The following is an 18212-nucleotide window of genomic DNA, read 5'->3' on the forward strand; positions in this document are numbered from 1 at the left end:
GAAGGAAAATTCTGAAACGGGAAACCTTTCAGAACAGTTCCCGTAATAGTTCAAAACAAGTCAAAGAAAACAGCTTATGAATTTCTTACCGGTTGTACTAATTTCGGGCGTTACCGTGCTTTTATGCTACATTACGGTTCGCAAAATATTCCCCGGATTGGTAAGAAAAAAAGCCATAAAGCAGCTCGAGAATATTCTTTTCCCGGAAGGATACTGGCAAAAATCCGAAGTTATAAGAACATTCCGTAAACTCACTGATGAACGGTTCAGTGATGAGGATATTCTTGACTATTTTTTCAAAATAAAAGGGTTACAGACTGTAGATATTAATTCGGGAACCAACTTCTGGTTAAAAAGGTATCTCTTTAGTCCGACCTCGATTAAGCTGAATTATTTTGAGCAGGTGAAATTCTATGAAACATTTCTTAATTATCCTGCTCCGGGTGGAGGGAACAACCAAACCCTTTATCATCAATCCGCGAATAAGAATAAAGAACAAGTAATAACGCAAAAGCATGCTGCCCATATAAGTAGAAACCCTATATAGATAATGAAACGAGTATGACAAGGATTTCTATAGTAGATTTTTAGATATAGGATATTAAGATTTAAGATGAAATGAATATGAAAGGTTTGCCTCAATAAAGATGTGAATAAAATCAATCATGCGAGTTCCACCAGAGCAATAACTTAGACTAATTTAATACGGATGAAAAAATAATAGCGATAGCAAGTTTCAAAAAAATGAACACCCGGTTCGTAATCTCACTTATTCTTCATGGCCCTTGATAGTGAAACAAAGACGACCGGGTGTTCTCCTTTTTAAGGGCAATTTCGTCTTTTTATTTTAATTTACATCAATTTTTTCCGAAAAATTTGAGTCTGAGTTCAATCACCTATTTCGGCGCTCATTGGATGTTTAAGTCCTTTGGCTTCAACGAAAACAGCCTTCACCGACCCCACAAGAATTTTAGCTTCAACGATAATGGGAATGCGACTGTCATCGTCCGTCACCCAAACAGTCATATCCTCTCCCTCTTCAAAAATTGTCCCTTCGACAAGCAATGGTGAGAACTTTAAACACCTGAATTTCCTGCCGCTTCGGTCTTTAATAACTTCCTTCCCCCGGTATCTAATATACAAATCGTAAACTTCACCGTCAACGATCAACTTTATGGGTATTTTCTCATTGATCTCATATTTGGAAAAATCGATATTTCTGGCCTGATAGACCATAGACAATAAGTCGTAGGAACACTCGGGCCATGTAAAAGTAGTATCGCGGTACGGACGTTCTCTCTTACTTATAGAAGCTCTGACAACCCGTTCATCCTGGTCGAACAGATAATGAAAATGAGCCTTATAGGAGCCTTCATTGGTTTTGCGATGAAATTCCAGCGGCTGAAGAGAATGAGGATCCACCCAGACCTCAAAGCTGTCACGCACTTTAAAAAGCAGATCATAGGCCTTATAGGTAGACCCATAAGCTTTCATGTGCCACGTCGGTTTCCCTTCCCAAATATCTTTTTCCACGCCAAAAGTGACAATCCCTGCATTAATCCAGATAAATCCCCAGTTGTAATACGCATGATAGGTAACTTCCTCGCCGGGTGCAAAAACCTTTCGGTTAGCATAACACTGACCTTCGGCCTGAAACGCTGCTCCCCGGCAAAAAAAGACCAACAAAAACAAAAAGGATAACAGTAATCTGTGTGACAAAGCAAAAGCATTTTCGAAGTATTTCATCCATATAAAATTAGTCTAAGTTATTGGCCTATGGAACTCGTATGATTGAGATTTATACATGTTCTTTAGTGACAAACCTTGTCATGTTCGTTTCATTTCATCTTAAATCTGATATCTAAAAATCTGATAATCTATTGTGGCAATCTTTGTCATGTTCGTTTCATGTATTTACCTTTCCTATTTTGCTCTCTACAGATTTAATTTTGCCATCCATCCTGCCAACCGATCCTTTCCTGGCATCAATATTAATGGTAGAATAAATACGATCGGCTACAGGTTCCAGAATTTTGTAAGCTCCATTAACAATGGCAAGTGCTTCTTCCATGCTTTCGGTCTCAATGGTGGTACCCATCGGATTAAGCCGATAAGGGACGCCGCTATCGCGCACATATTCCAGAACTTTACTGACATACTGACTTACGCTTGCGCCTTTGTCTGTCGGAAACATTGCAAAATTCAACAAAATTGACATAAGCTACCTCCTTCCTGAAGATTGAGTCTTTTTCTCTTTTATACGGTTTCTGTTCACAAAATCGTAAATGGTAAATTCATTTAAATCCCATGTTACACCCTGATCCCAGTTTGCTCTCAGTTGTATCTTTTCGGGATAATAATGAACTCTCTCGGGTTGCCGCCCTTCACTGAAATCTCCCGTATCCCATTTGCCGTTTGCATTCAGGTCTTCCAGAATTCGTAAAAAATATTCACCAGGTTTCAAATATCGGAAAGCCAGTTTACCGTTTTCGGGCAACCACGCTTTCCTGATTACTTCTTCCTTGCTGTTTAATACCTGAAGCAAAGCATTATCTCCGGCATTGGGGACATCAATATAAAGTGTTCCATAGCTCTCTTCCGTTTTAATTTTAAATTCGGATTTCAACGGATTATTAACGCGCCCGTAAATACCTTGAAATGCTGCCGAGTCAATCACCAACCGGTATTCACCTCCGGGCATCCAGGGATGTACTATCTTAAAATTACGAATGCGGATAGAATCCTGAAAAATATTAAAATTCACAGGCTGAAATACCGTATCTGCTTTTTGCGTCAGCTCCATTGAATCAATAACAATTCCGGAAAGTGGTACCGGGAAACTCAACAGAACAGAGGTGCCGATATCAAGGTTTCCGCCGGGAAGGCGAACACTTAGCGGTACTCTGGCGGGTTTTTCTTTTTCATCCCCGTCGCGCCGCTTTCTGTTTTCCTGCGTATCCCTGTCTCTGTAAAACATTTTCAGCGTGTCAACACGATCTACAAGATTATTAAGAGAGTCACGAACAGGATAGACCGCTTCTATGGTCAATGAATCCCTGGCAATTAAGGAGCTGTCGGTAATCCAGATCATAACCGAATCATGACGAAGAGAACGCTCATAAATAAACCAGTCATCTTTTTCGGTAACTGAGGGGATGGGTTTAACCCGTAAAGAATCTTCCAACGGACGGTTAAAAATAAAATCGAGACGATGCCGTTCTTTTCTTTCTCTGGTGTCGAGATATTGATCTTCAAAATCTTCCTGAAACAGGAACAGTTGGATACTATCGGGCAGATAAACCAATTCCTTTGTATAGAGCACGGTATCGAGTGTTACCGAATCCTTAAAGAGAGAATCGACCCTGTCACGCCATTCAAAAGTGGGTTCAACCAAGTCGGGGTACCAGGCAATGCGTTCTCCCGGCTGATCAAACCGGTAATTGCGGTTCATATCTTCCAATGCAAAAATCCGGTATTTTCCTTCAGCCAGATTCATGATGGTAAATTCACCTTTTTCATTTGTTTTTGCCACTCTTGCAGGAACGGTTTTTGTGAAAGCAGTGTCGGCAAGATTGCTGTGGGCCATTACCAGGGCACCGGCCACAGGAGTATGGGTGTCAGCCTCAAACAGGTGACCGGAAACCTGCAACGAGTCTTGTGTTTCTCCGGTAGAGAAGGAAAATGTAAATCCTGTCAGCGGGTTGCCCTCATTATTATCCTGAATGGCATCCGCAAAATCAATGGTATAGGTTGTGGCAGGCTGTAGCTCTTCATCGAGAATAACAGTTACTTTATTGCCCAACCCCCTGATGATCGGGGGTTTGTTTAAAGGCGGAGAAACCACAACCTTTTGCATAGCATCCCTGAGAACAATCAGCTCATTAAACTCAATTTCAATCTCATCGCCTTTAAAATTAGTGGCATTCATGGGAGGATCGGAAGCTACCATTCTGGGAGGAGACTCATCTTTCGGGCCGCCTTCAGGATATCCCTGATTGGCACAACCGGAGATGAAAATCAGACTAACGAAGGAAATTATTACGAAGGAAATATTTTTAATCATCAGACGTTTATTTTTGGTAAACACCGGCACAAAGTTAGAGTAAAATGCTGAAACTTTTTAAATTTGCCCCGCAATTGCCAAACAAAAACCATGCAAAACGAAAATAACACACAACATACCAATCAGAAAAAGTTCTATATTTTTCTATCCATACTTGGAGGTCTGCTGGCCATTATTGCCGCTCTCTACATAAGCCAGAGCATGGAGATGAAAGAAGTGGTGGAAGAAATGACGAAAGAGAAAGAAATTTTAACAGAAGAATATCAGGAACTTGCTCTTGGATATGACTCTCTGAAATCTACCAGCGACACACTGAATACCATGCTGGAAAAAGAACGGCAAAAGGTGGAGCACCTCATCGAAGAAATTAAAACCATAAAAGCCACTAATGCCTCTAAAATAAGGGAATACCGCAAAGAGCTGTCTACTCTGAGAGGGGTTCTTAAAAGTTATATTGTACAGATTGACAGCCTCAATCGTATTAATGAAGAATTGAAAAAGGAGAACAAAGAATATCAGCAGCGATATACACGAATCGAAAGCTCATACAAAGAACTGGAGGGTGAAAAATCCGAACTGGAGGAAAAAGTTGAAATAGCCAGCCGGCTTGAGACCACTAATATGCGGGCAAACGGCTTAAATACAAGAGGACGCCCGACAGATCGAATAAACAGAATTGACAAAATTGAGGTGTGTTTTACAGTAAAGAAAAACGTCACTGCACCGGTAGGAATGAAACCCTTTTACATCAGGCTCGAACGACCCGACGGACAGCTTTTGCTCAACAGTCGCGATGATCTTTTTGAATACGAAGGCAGGGAGATTAATTTTTCCGCCATGCGCACCATTGAATATGGCGGAGAAGAAACAGACATTTGTATTTATTATGATGTCGATATGGGAGAACTTCTCCCCGGCAAGTATATTACCGACATTTTTGCCGACGGGGCTAATATCGGAAGATTCACTTTTGAACTTAGATGAAGGTAATTTAGGCAATAGTTTTTAGGCAATAGTTTTTAGGCAGTAGTTTTTAGGCAGTAGTGAGGATTTTCAGACTAAATATTATTTTGAACTGCCAGGAAGTTTTGTTTATTTTTATACCATGCCAAGAACGCAAAATTAAAAGGAATGCTAAAATCGCTAAGAACCAGACATGGAAAAATTTTATGATCTTTGGTGCCTTTGCGTGCTAATCTTTTGCGGCTTTTGCGTGGAAAATTTTATCAGCACCTCAAAATAACATTTAGCCGATTTTCAGCTACCGACGCTCAAAAAAACCAATAATATTATATAAAATAGTTATTTTAAGCAACTTATAATTTAAGTCAGATGAATAGCAGATTCAGCTCCATTCGTAAGGCGTAGACTGATAGACGTAATAGTTGAGCCAATTGGAATACATGAGCTGTGCATGACTTCGCCAGCGAACCAGGGCTTTCTCTCCCGGATCATCGTTAAGGTAATAATTTTCAGGAAGAGGGGTTTTCAATCCCTTTTTCTGATCACGCTGATACTCTTCATCCAGTGTAAACTTATCATATTCGGGATGTCCTGTAACAAAGACCTGGCTCCGGTCTTTGGACAGCATCAGGTATGGACCGGCGTGCACAGAGTCGGAGAGCAGGATTAAATCATCTACTTTCTCTATATCAGACCTTCTAACCTCGGTATACCTCGAATGGGGTGCCCAGAAAACATCATCAAATCCGCGTACCAATGGTTCGGTAGGATCGTTTACATAATGCTCAAAAACACCAAAAAGTTTTGAAGAAAGTTCATGCTTCGGTATCCCGTAATGATAATATAACCCGGCCTGTGCTCCCCAGCATATATGAAGCGTAGAGGTCACGTTGGTTTTACTCCACTCCATGATCTCGCTGAGTTCCTTCCAGTAGGTTACTTGTTCAAAGTCGAGCAATTCAACCGGTGCCCCGGTAATAATAAACCCGTCGTAATGCCTGTCTTTAACTTCCTCAAAAGTTTTATAAAAACTTATTAAATGCTCCTTCGGTGTATTTTTTGGGGTATGCGTTGAGGTAAACAGCAACTCTACCTCTACTTGCAAAGGGGTATTAGACAAAACCCGCAGAAGATGCGTTTCGGTTTTTATTTTTAAAGGCATAAGATTCAGAATGAGAATGCGCAGCGGCCTGATGTCCTGAGTGACCGCCCGGCTTTCTCCCATTACAAATACATTCTCCGCCTCCAGCAAACTTTTGGCAGGTAATAAATCAGGAATATTAACAGGCATGATAAATTTTGATTTGTTCTAAAAAGAGCTTACAAAGATAGTTCAAAGAAAAGAAAAATCAACCCTGCATGCCCGACTATTCCATTGTCTGCCTGAATCAATAAAGGTTATGAACGCTTCAATATTCCATAGAATAAAATGTTCAGAATATTGTCGAGTTGCAACCTGAAATCGTCAAAATTTTCTACTCCCCTGAACAAAGGCATTTCCAGGCCGCGCAGAGCCGTACTGATGCCGATGGCAGCAAGTTTTAGATTTTTAATATCGAACTCTCCCGATGTGACTCCTTCTTCCATAATGGTCTTCAGCATTTCCTGTTCGGCCTTTTCCGAATTCTCCCTTACCTCCTCAAAAAAATAGTAATCGCCATAAGTTTCATCACGCATGGCCTTTTGATAATTTTCCAACTCCCGCAAAGTTTCCATTCTGATAACTACATAGTCATGAAATTTCTGACGGGGTTTATAATTGCTGTTAACCACATCGCGAAGCCGGGTTTCAAGTAGTTCAGCCTCAAGTTCGATGACAGCCTGAAATATCTCTTCTTTATTCCTGAAATAATAATAAAGAGAGCTCTTCCCTTTCCTCAGAGTAAGTGCAATATCCTCCATTGTGGTTTTGCGATACCCGTATTTAGCAAAAAGATCCCGGGCCGATTTAAGAATCGAATTCCGGACAGTGTCTTGTTCCAATACAAATGAATTAAAGATGTTGCTCATAATATTAAACTTAAGGTTACAGGATAGACGTCAGGCTGTTAGGCTGTTAGGTTATTAGGTTATTAGGTTATTAGGCTATTAGGCTATTAGGTTATTAGGTTATTAGGTTATTAGGCTATTAGGTTGTTAGGTTGTTAGGTTGTTAAATTGTTAGATTTTGCCTTAAAATCAGGGTGCCGGGGTAAAATCAAGTTGTCTTCTTTCGAGGTTAGCCCGGGCAATTTTTATTCGAACCGAATCTCCCAATTGATATTTGCGGTTTTTATGGCGCCCCACGAGGCAATAATTCTCCTCATCAAACTGGTAAAAATCATCATCAAGGTCACGGATGGGAACCATTCCTTCGCATTTGTTCTCGTCCAGTTCAACGTAAATGCCCCATTCGGTCACACCCGAAATAACGCCGTCAAATACCTCACCAACTCTGTCCTTCAAAAATTCCACCTGCTTATACTTAACAGAGGCACGCTCAGCATCGGCTGCTCTTATTTCCATTTTGGTGCTGTGATCGCATAGCTCTTCGTATTTTTCGGATGACACCGAACGCCCGCCATCAAGATATCGTTGCAGAAGCCGGTGTACCATCATGTCGGGATAACGTCTTATAGGCGAGGTAAAATGCGTGTAATACTTAAAACCAAGTCCATAATGGCCTATGTTATGCGTCGAATAAACAGCTTTCGACATGGTACGTATGGCCAGTGTTTCCACAATATTTTGATGCTTTTTCCCCTGAACCTCATCCAGAAGGCGATTCAGCGAGTGACCGATGGTTTCGTGCCCTTTAGGCATAGCTTCAAATCCAAGTTTTCTTACAAACTTGCTGAAAGTTTCATACTTTTCGGGATTAGGTTCGTCATGAATCCGGTAAACAAAAGTTTTGGCGTTTTTCCCTGGCGCTGAATTCTTACCGTCCAACTCATTTTGTCCAATAATTTCAGCCACCCGCCTGTTGGCCAGCAACATGAATTCCTCAATCAGCTTATTGGCTTCTTTGGCCTCTTTGAAGAAAACGCTTAACGGATTTCCATTTTCATCCAGCTCAAATTTCACTTCAACGCGTTCAAAATCAATAGAGCCCTTGCTAAACCGTTCCTTCCGGAGTTTTTGGGCCAAATCGTTCAGCACCTTCAACTCGCTGTTCAAATCTCCTTCCCCGGTTTCAATGACTGTCTGTGCCTCTTCATAAGTAAACCGCCTGTCGCTTCGAATGATAGTACGCCCAACCCAACTGTCAAGAACCCGGGCATCATTATCAAGCTCAAATACTGCCGAAAAGCAAAGCTTGTCCTCGTCGGGCCGCAAAGAGCACAATTCGTTACTCAACCGTTCGGGAAGCATAGGCACCACCCTGTCAACCAGGTAAACAGAAGTCGCCCGGTCTGCCGCTTCCTTATCGATAACAGTATTTGGATGAACATAGTGGGTGACATCGGCTATATGAATGCCCACTTCCCAATTCCCGTTTTTTAGTTTTCTGAGCGAGAGGGCATCATCAAAATCTTTGGCATCGGCCGGATCAATAGTAAAAGTGGTCACTTTTCGGAAATCCCGTCTTTTCTTTATCTCAGCTGCAGGAATCTTATCTTTAATCTTTTCGGCAGCAGCCACCACATTAGCCGGATATTTATACGGCAGATTAAACTCTGCAAGGATAGCGTGCATTTCGGTGTTGTTTTCACCGGGATTACCAAGAATATCGACAACCTTTCCGATAGGATTTTTGGCTCTCCCGGGCCACTCAGTAATACATACCACGGCCTTTTGTCCGTTTTTTCCACCCTTGAGATGTTCGGGAGGAATAAAAATGTCGTGATGCATAACACGCGAATCCGCGACAAGAAAAGCGAAGCCTTTGGAGACTTCGAGGGTACCGACAAAATGATCACGGCTGCGCTCAATAATCTCGACCACCTCACCTTCGGCCTGTTTCCTGGGCTTACGTGCATACTGAAGCACCTTAACCCGGTCGCCGTTCAGGGCATGTCCCAAATTACTCTGAGCTACAAAAATATCTTCATCTCCTTCATCTGGAACGATGTAAGCCGTACCCCGCGTGGTCATGTCTACAATACCCTCGACGTAAATTCCCGGCGCCATGAGCAACTTGAACCTGCCCGTAGATACTTCTTTCAGAAAGTTTTCTTCACTCAGTTCAAAAAGAAAGACTTCGATTTGCAGTCTTGTTTTTTTCTTTGTAATTCCCAAAGCTGCCGAAACCTGCTTGTAATTATACGTTTTATGCGGATTATTTTTGAATAAATTCTTTACTGATGAACGCAGATCACTTTTTTTAAATAATTCATTGTTTCGTTTTTTCTTTTTAGGCATAAGTTTTATTAATATAAAATTTGTTTTTAAGGTCAAACAGAACGAGTCCCGATTAATCGGGACTCGTTCCCGGATACCACTCTGAATCAATCGACCAAAATATACAATGTTTTGAATCTTTTATCAAACTCAAAGATAAGAATATCGACAACATTTGTAAAGTAGTCGATTAATTTGTTCGATAATTTTTGATTTCTTTGGAAGCTTTGTTTCGAATTATCAGTCCAACACGTAGAACCCCATTTTTTGAGGATGGTCGAGAACTTTCCGGTGCGCAGGGATTTTTTTCAGCATATTCAATGCCACTAAATCTCCTCCCGCTGCTATAATATAAATAAAGCCGTAGAGCCAGAACCCGAAAGAACCTGTAATAAGAGAAATCACAAACGGAACCACGCCAAGGACTATCAGAGGGAGCAATGCACCAACCCGGTAATACTGCACGCGCATAGGAGCTGTACAATGACAATAAGGTGTATAAGTGGACTTATCTATCCCGAATTTCACCGTTTTGTATCCTCCCCTGGCAAATGCTCCAAAGACCAGCGCATGTAGTAACTCATGCAACGGAACACCTACAACAACCATTAACAAAAAAAGAAGGAGACCATTTACAGACCAATGCAGGAACGGTTCAGTGCCGTGAATCACGAAAAACGGAATTCCTGTTGCAAACAGAACAGGAAGAATCATTCCTGCAGCCTTTTTGGCAGTTTCTTCTATGGTCAAAGATATTTCAGTCACTTTTAGCGAACAGTCATCAAACTCTAATCAGGGACAAAGTTAACTTCATTATTCAGTTTATGAAAGTAAAAGCTCCTTTACGGTAAACAAAAGAGCCAGCACCGCCAGCCAGTCGGGCATCAATAATCGTCGCCGCTTTTGCTTATCTTCCATCAAACAATACAACACCGGCAAAACCACAAGCGTCAAAAGTGTTGCAGTAACCAGTCCGCCGACAACGACAGTGGCCAAAGGACGCAACACTTCAGCACCGGTCCCGGTTGAAAATGCCACCGGCAAAAACCCAAAAGCAGCGGTTGCAGCTGTAAGAAGAACCGGCCTCAATCTTTGACGGGCCCCTTTGAGTATGCGCTCACGTAAATTGTTCATTCCCATTCTTTTTAATTCTGAATAATGCTCTATCAATACGATACCATTAAATACCGATATTCCGAACAACATAATAAAACCAACCCCGGCCGAAATAGAAAAAGGCATCCCCCGAATCCACAACAGCAACACCCCTCCGACAGCCGATAGGGGAATTGCAGAAAAAACCAGTATGGCAGACCGCATGTTCCCGAAGGCAAAATGAAGCATGATAAAGATCAGTATAAGTGCGATGGGAACCACTATCATCAACCGTTTCCGCGCACTATTAAGATTCTCAAACTGTCCTCCGTATTCAACGTAATAACCGGGAAGCAAATCGACTTCTTCGCTGATCAGCCTTCTGGCATCCTCAACCACCGATTCAAGGTCGCGCTCCCGGACATTAACTCCCACCACTATTCGTCTCCGTGTATCGTCTCTGGATATCAATGCCGGGCCTTCCATCATTTCAATGTTTGCCACCTCCTTTAACGGAATACGGGCGCCACCGGGTAAGTCAACAGTTATATTTCTGAAGTTCTCCAACGATTTTAGTGAATTTTCATTAACCCGGACAACGAGATCGAAACGGCGTTCCCCTTCGAAAACGGTCCCGACTGTTGCCCCTGCAAAAACAGCACTTACCAACCGGTTAATATCCGCGATGTTCAACCCCAATGAAGCTATTTTCCGACGCTGGTATTTCACCCGCATTTCGGACAGCCCGGTCGTTTTTTCGAGTACCACATCGGCAGCACCGGGAACATCGTCCATCAATGCTTTAATTTGCCGTCCTTTTCGGTTCAGCTCATCCAAATCGTCACCAAAAACCTTAATTGCCAGGTCGGCACGTACGCCCGTGACAAGCTCATTAACACGCATCTCGACAGGTTGTGTGAATTCCAGCTCAATGCCGGGAATCCGGCTCATTATTTTTTCTTTGTATATATTAACCAGTTCATCTTTGGTGCCGGCAGTGACCCACTCGCTTTTTCTTTTTAGAGTAACAATTACATCGGCCTCATCCATCGACATGGAGTTGACAGGTACTTCGGCCGATCCTATGCGGCTAACTACCTGACGGGTTTCGGGAAAAGATTTGACAATTTTCTCAATCCGGGTCATGGTGTCAATGGTCTCCCCAAGACTGGTTCCCGTTTTGAGAACCGGATGTATCAAAATATCTCCCTCATCCGGCGTAGGAACAAATTCAGCGCCCATTCGGTTAAAAATAAAACCGGCTCCGCCAAGCAAAGCAAGCGCCATCAATATCACAGCCGTTTTATGTGAAAGCGCCCAATCGATGGTCGGTGCATACAGTTTACCCAGAAAATCCATCAAACGATCGGAAATTGTTCTTTTATCAAAAGAGGAAGATTTGATAAACAGCGCAGAGACGGCAGGCACAAAAGTGAACCCAAAAATCATGGCGCCGACCAAAGCAAAACTGAAGGTCAATGCCATGGGCCTGAACATCTTACCCTCCACACCACTTAATGCCAGAATGGGAACCAGGACAATGATAATAATGATCTGACCAAAAACGGCAGACTTCATCATTTTAGTGGCTCCTTCGATTGAAAGGGAATCGCGTGCATTTAGCCGTTCCTGTTCCGAAAGTTTCAACAATCCGTTTCGGCGCACCCGGATCTTATAGCTAATATACTCAACGATAATAACTGCGCCAGAAATAATGATACCAAAATTAATGCCCCCGAGACTCATCATGTTGGCATCGATCCCTGTAATGTACATCAACGAAAGCGCGAAAAGCAAGCTTAAAGGAATAATGGAAGCAACCACCAGTCCGGAACGCCAGCTTCCCAACACCAGTACAACCACAAAAATTACTATCAGGGCTCCCAAAATCAGATTCTCAACAAGGGTGGTTGTTGTACGGCCGATAAGTTCACTACGTTCCAGAAAAGGATTGATGTATACACCATCAGGAAGTGATTTCTGTACTTCGGCCACCCGCTCTTTGACCCTTTCGACAACCGCCTTGGGATTGGCTCCTTTCAACATCATTACCTGCCCCATTACTTTTTCTCCTTCCCCGTTTCCTGTAAGGGCTCCAAAGCGATTGGCATGACCAATACGTACTTCTGCCACATCATCAACCAGGATAGGATTGCCTTTTTCACCACCTACAACGATATTCCGGATATCATCCAGGTTTTCGATCAACCCATCAGCCCTGACAAAACAGCTTTGACCCGCCCGTTCGATATAACTGCCGCCTGCCACGCTGTTGTTGTCCCTTACCGCTTTGAAAATTTGTTCCAATGTCACATTCAGCGCCTTCATTCGCGAGGGATCGATGGCCACTTCGTACTGTTTCAGCTGCCCGCCCCAGGTATTGACCTCAACAACACCTTCTATTCCTGATAATTGACGTCTCACTATCCAGTCCTGAATCGAACGGAGTTCCATAGCTGAATAGCGGTCTTCGTAACCGGGCTTTACTTCAAGTGTATATTGATATATTTCACCCAGCCCGGTAGAAACAGGCCCCATAAAAGGCTTCCCGAATCCTTCGGGAATATTTTCGGACGCCGACTCAATTTTTTCGGCAATCAACTGACGCGGGAGGTAGGTTCCCATGCTTTCGTCAAAAACGATGGTTACCACAGAAAGTCCAAACTTCGAAACCGATCGTATTTCCCGGACACCTGGCAAATTTGCCATTTCCATTTCTACAGGATAAGTCAGAAATTTCTCAACATCAAGGGTGGACAGATTTCGGGATGTAGTGATCACCTGTACCTGGTTATTGGTTACATCAGGTGTTGCACCGATTGGCAGACGCGTTAAAGAGAAAATTCCAAAAGCAGCCACGGTAGCGGTAAACAAAAAAACCATTAATTTGTGGCGGACACTGAAACGGACAATGGCTTCTATCATAGAGAAGTAATATTTGGATCATGCCCAATTTACGAATTTTACAACGAAATGTGAAAAATTGTTTTTTATTTTTTGACTGATGAAACGAGCATGAGAAGGTTTGTTACAAAAGAAAATGTATAATTAACCTCTAATCATCAAAGAAACCAAAAACAGGGAACAGATTCTTCGTCGTTACCTCCTCAGAATGACAAGAGGCCCTTTGTCATTCTGACGAAGGGGAGAATCTAAAAAAACAAACAGACTAAAATGTGGTTTTTATTGATGTTAATAAAAATAATCTGCGTTCATCTGCGTCAACTGTGGTGAACTCTCAACCTTAACTTCAATCTCAACCTTAATCTCAACCTTAGCTGTTTGTCATTCTGAGCGGAGCGAAGAATCTTATATCAATTAAAGTATAATAAGTTGCATAATTCCAATGACTTAGACTTATTTTATACGGATGAAAGCTGAAAATCATTCGTTTTTTTTAATTAGTGCGTGTCTTCAATAGTCAGTTAAAAAACCTAAACGCAGAGACGCAATGACTCAAAGTTTTTATTATGAGAGAGTTGTGGTTTGTGCCATTGATTGTGAAAACAATTAATTATCAGACATCTGTAAAATAGAACTGAGTATTGTGTCTATAAACCCGCAAAAATTTTCACAATATGTGTCTGTTCAGAAAGTGACGGTTGCGATGGCAGAGGAAGTGAAGAAGTGAACAAATACCACTATGTATTTGTCCCCATTAAAACCAATAAAAAATAATGGCCATGAGAACACCGGAAAACTGGATAATAGAAAACAACAAGCTGACATGCACATTTACTCTGAGTAATTTTGTTGACGCTGTTAATTTTGTTAACAAAATTGTCCCCATTGCCGAAGAGGCAAACCATCATCCGGATATTGAAATCTTTGATTACAAAAAAGTAAAAATTAAGCTGATATCGCATGACGTGGGTGAAATCACGGAACGCGATGTAAAGCTGGCGGAAAAAATCATCTCACATATTCAACGGACAGGGCACGGGCCAGAGACTCATCAAATTTCTCGGGAACGTACAACCTGAACTCAGAACCTTTTCCCGGTTCCGAGTCTACTTTTATATGGCCACCCATCATCTCTGCCAGATGCTTTGAGAGGGTAAGGCCAAGTCCGTTGCCGCCGAACATCCGGCTATGACCTTCGTCGGCCTGACGAAAGCGTCTGAAAATAACATTATGAAGTTTTTGGGGAATCCCAATGCCAGTGTCTTTAACTGAGAAAACCACCCATTTGTTTTCATCGCGATAAACGCGAAGAGAAATTTGTCCCTTTTCCGTAAATTTGACTGCATTGGACAGGAGGTTCTGTAAAACCTGTCTGACACGGGTCTCATCATTGACAAACCTGACGTCTTCGGGCAACTGGTTTTTAAAGTTAACCTGAAGATGATCCTTGTTCATTTTCTTTTGCAGCCGTCTCGTTTCCTTATACAAATAATCAAGCAGACGGTCTGTTTCTATCCGGACCGGTTTGACCTGAACAAGTCCTGAATCGATGAACGAAAATTCGATAATATCGTCCATGACATGCAAAAGATGAGAACCACTCTCATTGATCATGTTTATGTACATTTTCATTTCGTCACGGGTCAGTTCTTCGTCCTTCAGCAAGTTAGAGAAACCCAGAATTGCATTAAGCGGAGTACGTATTTCGTGGCTGATGTTGGCCAGGAATGCTGATTTCAGCTTATCACTTTCCTCTGCCCTTTTACGAGCTTTTACAACATTGGTAATATCGCGGAGTATAGTCATCTTAGCTTTGTAAACACCCTCAAACTGAATCGGCACAGTTGTTATTTGATAAACCCGCTTGTTTATTGTCTTTTCGAGTCGTTTCCTGACCCCCGACAAATTCTCGATCGCCACCATGCACCACGGGCACGGTCCTCTCTTCTCACCAAAGACCTGGTTATAGCATTTACTACGCCTGTTTATATCGCCAAACCTCTTTTCAAATGCTTTATTGACATACCTGATGGTAAAGTTCTCATCACTTATAAAAACGGGGTCCTGAAGGTTCTCCATCATGGTGCGATATCTGAGTTCACTCATTTCAAGTGCCTGTTCGGCCATCCGCTCTTCCGTGACATCTTCTACAAACGTTACTCTTTTATAGTTTCCATCAACATCGGTAATTAATGTCGAATCGGTAACAACAAATCTTTCATTCCCTTTCTTGTCAATGGCCTTCCATTCTCCCTTTTCTCCTTTTCCTGTCCTGAAAAAGCCGGCATGACGCATCGAAAGTAATTGTCTGGTTTCGTCCGGGGCAACCATTGTAAAGTGCTGACCGATTATTTCCTCAGGAGTATAACCGTAAATTTTACAGTATGCATCATTCACATATTCAAAAACACCTTCTTCATTTGTTATGCTGATACCCACAATACTCTTTTCAATGATGGAGCGAAACCGAAGCTCGCTGTTTTTCAGTTCGTCCAGCATCTTTTGCTGATCTGTAATATTACGGACAACCGACAAAACAGCCTTATTTCCTTTCAGATCGAAAAGCCTGGAATTAACCTCAACAGGAATTTCTTTCCCATCTTTGGTCATGTGAACGGTTTTAAAAATGGCTGACCCGTTGGTAAACAAGGCATCAACAATTTTTCCCATGTCAACTGCTCCCCGAACATCGATATCGTCCGGTGTCATCGTTGCCAATTCTTCGCGTGAATATCCAAGCCTGCGGCAGGCAACCGGGTTAACTTCCACAAACGTACCCGGAATCCGCGTCTCTTCATCGATGAGGTGCAGAAAAACCGCATCCCTCAGGTTGTCAAACAGTGTTTTATAAATAAGTTCACCCCCGGTGAAGAATTTCTCAAAAGTACTATATTGAAGCACTCTCTTAAAAACCTCTTCCAAATAAGGGTAAAAAGCCTGGCGGTTGTCGGACCATTGTATGAATTCTACGGCTCCCTCCTCCATTGCTTCTGCTGCCTGAAGCACATCCCCATCGCCGGCAAGCATAACAAACGGCACGCTAATGCCCCGTTTCCTGAGGAGCCGGACAAATTCAATCCCATCCATGTCGTTCAGATGATTGGAAAGCACCAACAGGTCGTATTCACCATTGGCCAGTAGTGGTATAGCATCGCGACTTTCATGCAAACAGTCGGTCGCACCGAACTTCCCCGTGAGAAAAGCTTGCAAGTCCCCGGCAAGATCAGGCCTGTTGTTGAGTAACAATATTTTTGAAGTGCTGTACATTAAATTAACCCTTGAAAAAATTCTCTACTTTGCAGCCTACGAAAACAATACATAAATTGTTCCCCTTTCCGGAAAATTTGTTATGCCCCAATACTTTCGCCCGAATGAGTGTCTTTTGTATGGACATATAGTGTTAAGTCTAAACGCAAAGACTCAGTGACGCAAAGTTTTTATTATGAGAGGGAGTTTTGGATTACCTTCTCCTGTCCCTTGGTTCTCATCGAAGGACTAACAATTCGTTGTCTCTGATAACAGAGCAATAATGACTGAATTTACAAGCACTCAACACCAGAAACATTCCCGAAATCCGGATGGCCATCATCCATTCGTGGTCGTATTTTATTCATCCGTATAAAATTTAATTATTAAGGTCGGATGGAACTCGCATGCAAGAACTTATACATGTTCTGTTGTGGCAAAACGTTACCATGCCCGTTTCATTTCATCTTAAATCTTAATATCTTATATCTAAAAATCTACTATAGAAATCCTTGTCATGCTCGTTTCTTCTGAAAAAATTCAGCCTATACGACAGATCATTGGATTTTCTATCAATATTTAATAGACCGTTAGATTTTTAGATATAAGATACAGGATGATTTGGCAACAAACAATTGGTTTTCAGCCTTTGAAAAAGTTTAACGGCCTATTGTCACTATCATAATTTTCCTTTTTCCAATATCATTGTTGCCCTCAAGATGCTTTTTCCCATCAATATTAACATAAATCTAAGTAATTGATACGAGATTTTCAATATTATTCGGAATAAACGAAAATACTTGCTGATTCTGCCCGAATACCTGTTGCTGTTAATAAAGTCCCGGCCAACCAAACCGCCTTTTAAAATGTTTTTTTGATTGCTTTTCATGGTTTTAAAATTTTAAGTTTTTATTTTGTTGTCGATTGAATATTCGATACTTTTTAAATTACCTGACACATTTCGAAAAAATTTCTAAAAACATTCGTTTAAAATCAATCCGCTGATCACCTGGAAAATAAAATCAAATTCAAACAATACACCTTAATGACATGGACAAAACTCAACTCTCCAAATGGGTAAATGACTTTACCGACGACCTTTATCAAAGAGCCCGGCATAAAACCGGAGACCCTCATCTTGCCAGTGATCTGGTACAGGACACCTTTATGGCAGCAGCCGAAAGTCTTGAGGATTTCAGAAATGAGAGTTCACCCAAAACATGGCTTTTTGCCATCCATTGCGTTGCAAACGGCATTAAACATAGGAGCCCTTCAGGTTCCGGTATGGGATAATTTCGGCCATGATCACGGAAGCAGGTCTTTCAAAACACCGGGTAGAACTCTGCCGCTTTGCTGAACACCTGACACTATTCCCCGAGCACCATGCCAAAGATGATTTCTTGCAGAAATTAAAAGATTATGGCGTTTCCGATTTGGGTATTCCGGATGCCACACTGGTGATTTCCTATTTTAATTTTGTCAACCGTATTGTACTGGGAACAGGTATTGAAGCAGATGAGCAGGAAATTAAAGGGTACAAATATTAATTTTTGTCAGGTTTTTCATTTTGGCCGACTAATAGTTAAACAATAACAATGAATAAAAATGTTACTCATTATCG

Annotated in this window: 14 protein-coding genes; 5 read left to right on the forward strand and 9 right to left on the reverse strand. The window is 41.9% G+C overall.

Annotated elements, in window-relative coordinates; genetic code table 11:
• Window positions 1-76 precede the first annotated feature (76 nt).
• A complete protein-coding gene (locus ATH1_RS0111610) occupies window positions 77-547 on the forward strand; it encodes a hypothetical protein (RefSeq protein WP_010421815.1) in 471 nt (156 codons plus the stop codon).
• A gap of 341 nt (window positions 548-888) precedes the next feature.
• Here ATH1_RS0111610 and ATH1_RS0111615 read toward each other — a convergent pair whose 3' ends face one another.
• The 3 genes from ATH1_RS0111615 to ATH1_RS0111625 all read right to left on the reverse strand — a co-directional run bounded on the left by ATH1_RS0111615 (window position 889) and on the right by ATH1_RS0111625 (window position 4063).
• On the reverse strand, window positions 889-1746 hold the full coding sequence (locus ATH1_RS0111615) for a DUF3108 domain-containing protein (protein ID WP_010421818.1): 858 nt from the start codon (window positions 1744-1746) through the stop codon (window positions 889-891).
• A gap of 160 nt (window positions 1747-1906) precedes the next feature.
• A complete protein-coding gene (locus ATH1_RS0111620; protein WP_245531777.1) occupies window positions 1907-2194 on the reverse strand; it encodes an MTH1187 family thiamine-binding protein in 288 nt (95 codons plus the stop codon).
• A gap of 27 nt (window positions 2195-2221) precedes the next feature.
• A complete protein-coding gene (locus ATH1_RS0111625) occupies window positions 2222-4063 on the reverse strand; it encodes an Ig-like domain-containing domain (RefSeq protein ID WP_010421822.1) in 1842 nt (613 codons plus the stop codon).
• 90 nt (window positions 4064-4153) lie between these two features.
• Between ATH1_RS0111625 and ATH1_RS0111630 the strand changes: the two genes are divergently transcribed.
• Window positions 4154-5047 (forward strand): hypothetical protein, encoded by an 894-nt coding sequence (locus ATH1_RS0111630; RefSeq protein WP_010421824.1) that lies wholly within the window; start codon window positions 4154-4156, stop codon window positions 5045-5047.
• A 361-nt stretch (window positions 5048-5408) separates the two neighbouring features.
• Here ATH1_RS0111630 and metA read toward each other — a convergent pair whose 3' ends face one another.
• The 5 genes from metA to ATH1_RS19400 all read right to left on the reverse strand — a co-directional run bounded on the left by metA (window position 5409) and on the right by ATH1_RS19400 (window position 13366).
• Window positions 5409-6317, reverse strand: a complete 909-nt coding sequence (metA, locus tag ATH1_RS0111635) for a homoserine O-acetyltransferase MetA (protein ID WP_010421826.1) — start codon at window positions 6315-6317, stop codon at window positions 5409-5411.
• Between the two features lie 107 nt (window positions 6318-6424).
• Complete coding sequence (locus ATH1_RS0111640; RefSeq protein ID WP_010421830.1) at window positions 6425-7036, reverse strand: TetR/AcrR family transcriptional regulator; 612 nt, start codon at window positions 7034-7036, stop codon at window positions 6425-6427.
• Window positions 7037-7204: 168 nt separating this feature from the next.
• Window positions 7205-9367: a ribonuclease R gene (gene rnr / locus ATH1_RS0111645; protein ID WP_010421832.1), complete on the reverse strand. Its 2163-nt coding sequence runs from the start codon at window positions 9365-9367 to the stop codon at window positions 7205-7207.
• 219 nt (window positions 9368-9586) lie between these two features.
• Window positions 9587-10111, reverse strand: coding sequence for a DUF3267 domain-containing protein (locus tag ATH1_RS0111650; RefSeq protein WP_010421833.1), 525 nt, complete (start codon window positions 10109-10111; stop codon window positions 9587-9589).
• A 57-nt stretch (window positions 10112-10168) separates the two neighbouring features.
• Window positions 10169-13366 (reverse strand): efflux RND transporter permease subunit, encoded by a 3198-nt coding sequence (locus ATH1_RS19400; RefSeq protein ID WP_010421835.1) that lies wholly within the window; start codon window positions 13364-13366, stop codon window positions 10169-10171.
• A 758-nt stretch (window positions 13367-14124) separates the two neighbouring features.
• On the opposite strand from ATH1_RS19400, the gene ATH1_RS0111660 reads away from it, so the two are divergent.
• Window positions 14125-14424, forward strand: a complete 300-nt coding sequence (locus tag ATH1_RS0111660; protein ID WP_245531778.1) for a 4a-hydroxytetrahydrobiopterin dehydratase — start codon at window positions 14125-14127, stop codon at window positions 14422-14424.
• Here the strand turns inward: ATH1_RS0111660 and ATH1_RS0111665 are convergent.
• Window positions 14354-16612 (reverse strand): PAS domain S-box protein, encoded by a 2259-nt coding sequence (locus ATH1_RS0111665; RefSeq protein ID WP_029164102.1) that lies wholly within the window; start codon window positions 16610-16612, stop codon window positions 14354-14356. The genes ATH1_RS0111660 and ATH1_RS0111665 overlap by 71 nt on opposite strands.
• Before the next feature lie 1029 nt (window positions 16613-17641).
• Here ATH1_RS0111665 and ATH1_RS19405 point away from each other — a divergent pair.
• Both ATH1_RS19405 and ATH1_RS21950 read left to right on the forward strand, forming a co-directional pair.
• The gene (locus tag ATH1_RS19405; protein WP_010421847.1) at window positions 17642-17884 is read left to right on the forward strand and encodes an RNA polymerase sigma factor; all 243 of its coding nucleotides are present in this window, start codon (window positions 17642-17644) and stop codon (window positions 17882-17884) included.
• Between the two features lie 8 nt (window positions 17885-17892).
• Window positions 17893-18138, forward strand: coding sequence for a carboxymuconolactone decarboxylase family protein (locus ATH1_RS21950; protein WP_010421851.1), 246 nt, complete (start codon window positions 17893-17895; stop codon window positions 18136-18138).
• Window positions 18139-18212: the final 74 nt, after the last annotated feature.

Origin of the sequence: Anaerophaga thermohalophila DSM 12881, from assembly GCF_000191885.1 — a bacterium.
GTDB classification, from domain to species: Bacteria; Bacteroidota; Bacteroidia; order Bacteroidales; family Marinilabiliaceae; genus Anaerophaga; species Anaerophaga thermohalophila.

Bases quoted from the DNA above. Each gene is read 5' to 3' on its own strand.
- ATH1_RS0111640 (WP_010421830.1), bottom strand. From the start codon at position 7,036: ATGAGCAACATCTTTAATTCATTTGTATTGGAACAAGACACTGTCCGG.
- ATH1_RS0111610 (WP_010421815.1), top strand. From the start codon at position 77: ATGAATTTCTTACCGGTTGTACTAATTTCGGGCGTTACCGTGCTTTTA.
- ATH1_RS0111660 (WP_245531778.1), top strand. From the start codon at position 14,125: ATGAGAACACCGGAAAACTGGATAATAGAAAACAACAAGCTGACATGC.
- ATH1_RS21950 (WP_010421851.1), top strand. From the start codon at position 17,893: ATGATCACGGAAGCAGGTCTTTCAAAACACCGGGTAGAACTCTGCCGC.
- ATH1_RS19400 (WP_010421835.1), bottom strand. From the start codon at position 13,366: ATGATAGAAGCCATTGTCCGTTTCAGTGTCCGCCACAAATTAATGGTT.
- ATH1_RS0111615 (WP_010421818.1), bottom strand. From the start codon at position 1,746: ATGAAATACTTCGAAAATGCTTTTGCTTTGTCACACAGATTACTGTTA.
- ATH1_RS0111630 (WP_010421824.1), top strand. From the start codon at position 4,154: ATGCAAAACGAAAATAACACACAACATACCAATCAGAAAAAGTTCTAT.
- ATH1_RS0111625 (WP_010421822.1), bottom strand. From the start codon at position 4,063: ATGATTAAAAATATTTCCTTCGTAATAATTTCCTTCGTTAGTCTGATT.
- rnr (WP_010421832.1), bottom strand. From the start codon at position 9,367: ATGCCTAAAAAGAAAAAACGAAACAATGAATTATTTAAAAAAAGTGAT.
- ATH1_RS0111620 (WP_245531777.1), bottom strand. From the start codon at position 2,194: ATGTTTCCGACAGACAAAGGCGCAAGCGTAAGTCAGTATGTCAGTAAA.
- metA (WP_010421826.1), bottom strand. From the start codon at position 6,317: ATGCCTGTTAATATTCCTGATTTATTACCTGCCAAAAGTTTGCTGGAG.
- ATH1_RS19405 (WP_010421847.1), top strand. From the start codon at position 17,642: ATGGACAAAACTCAACTCTCCAAATGGGTAAATGACTTTACCGACGAC.
- ATH1_RS0111665 (WP_029164102.1), bottom strand. From the start codon at position 16,612: ATGTACAGCACTTCAAAAATATTGTTACTCAACAACAGGCCTGATCTT.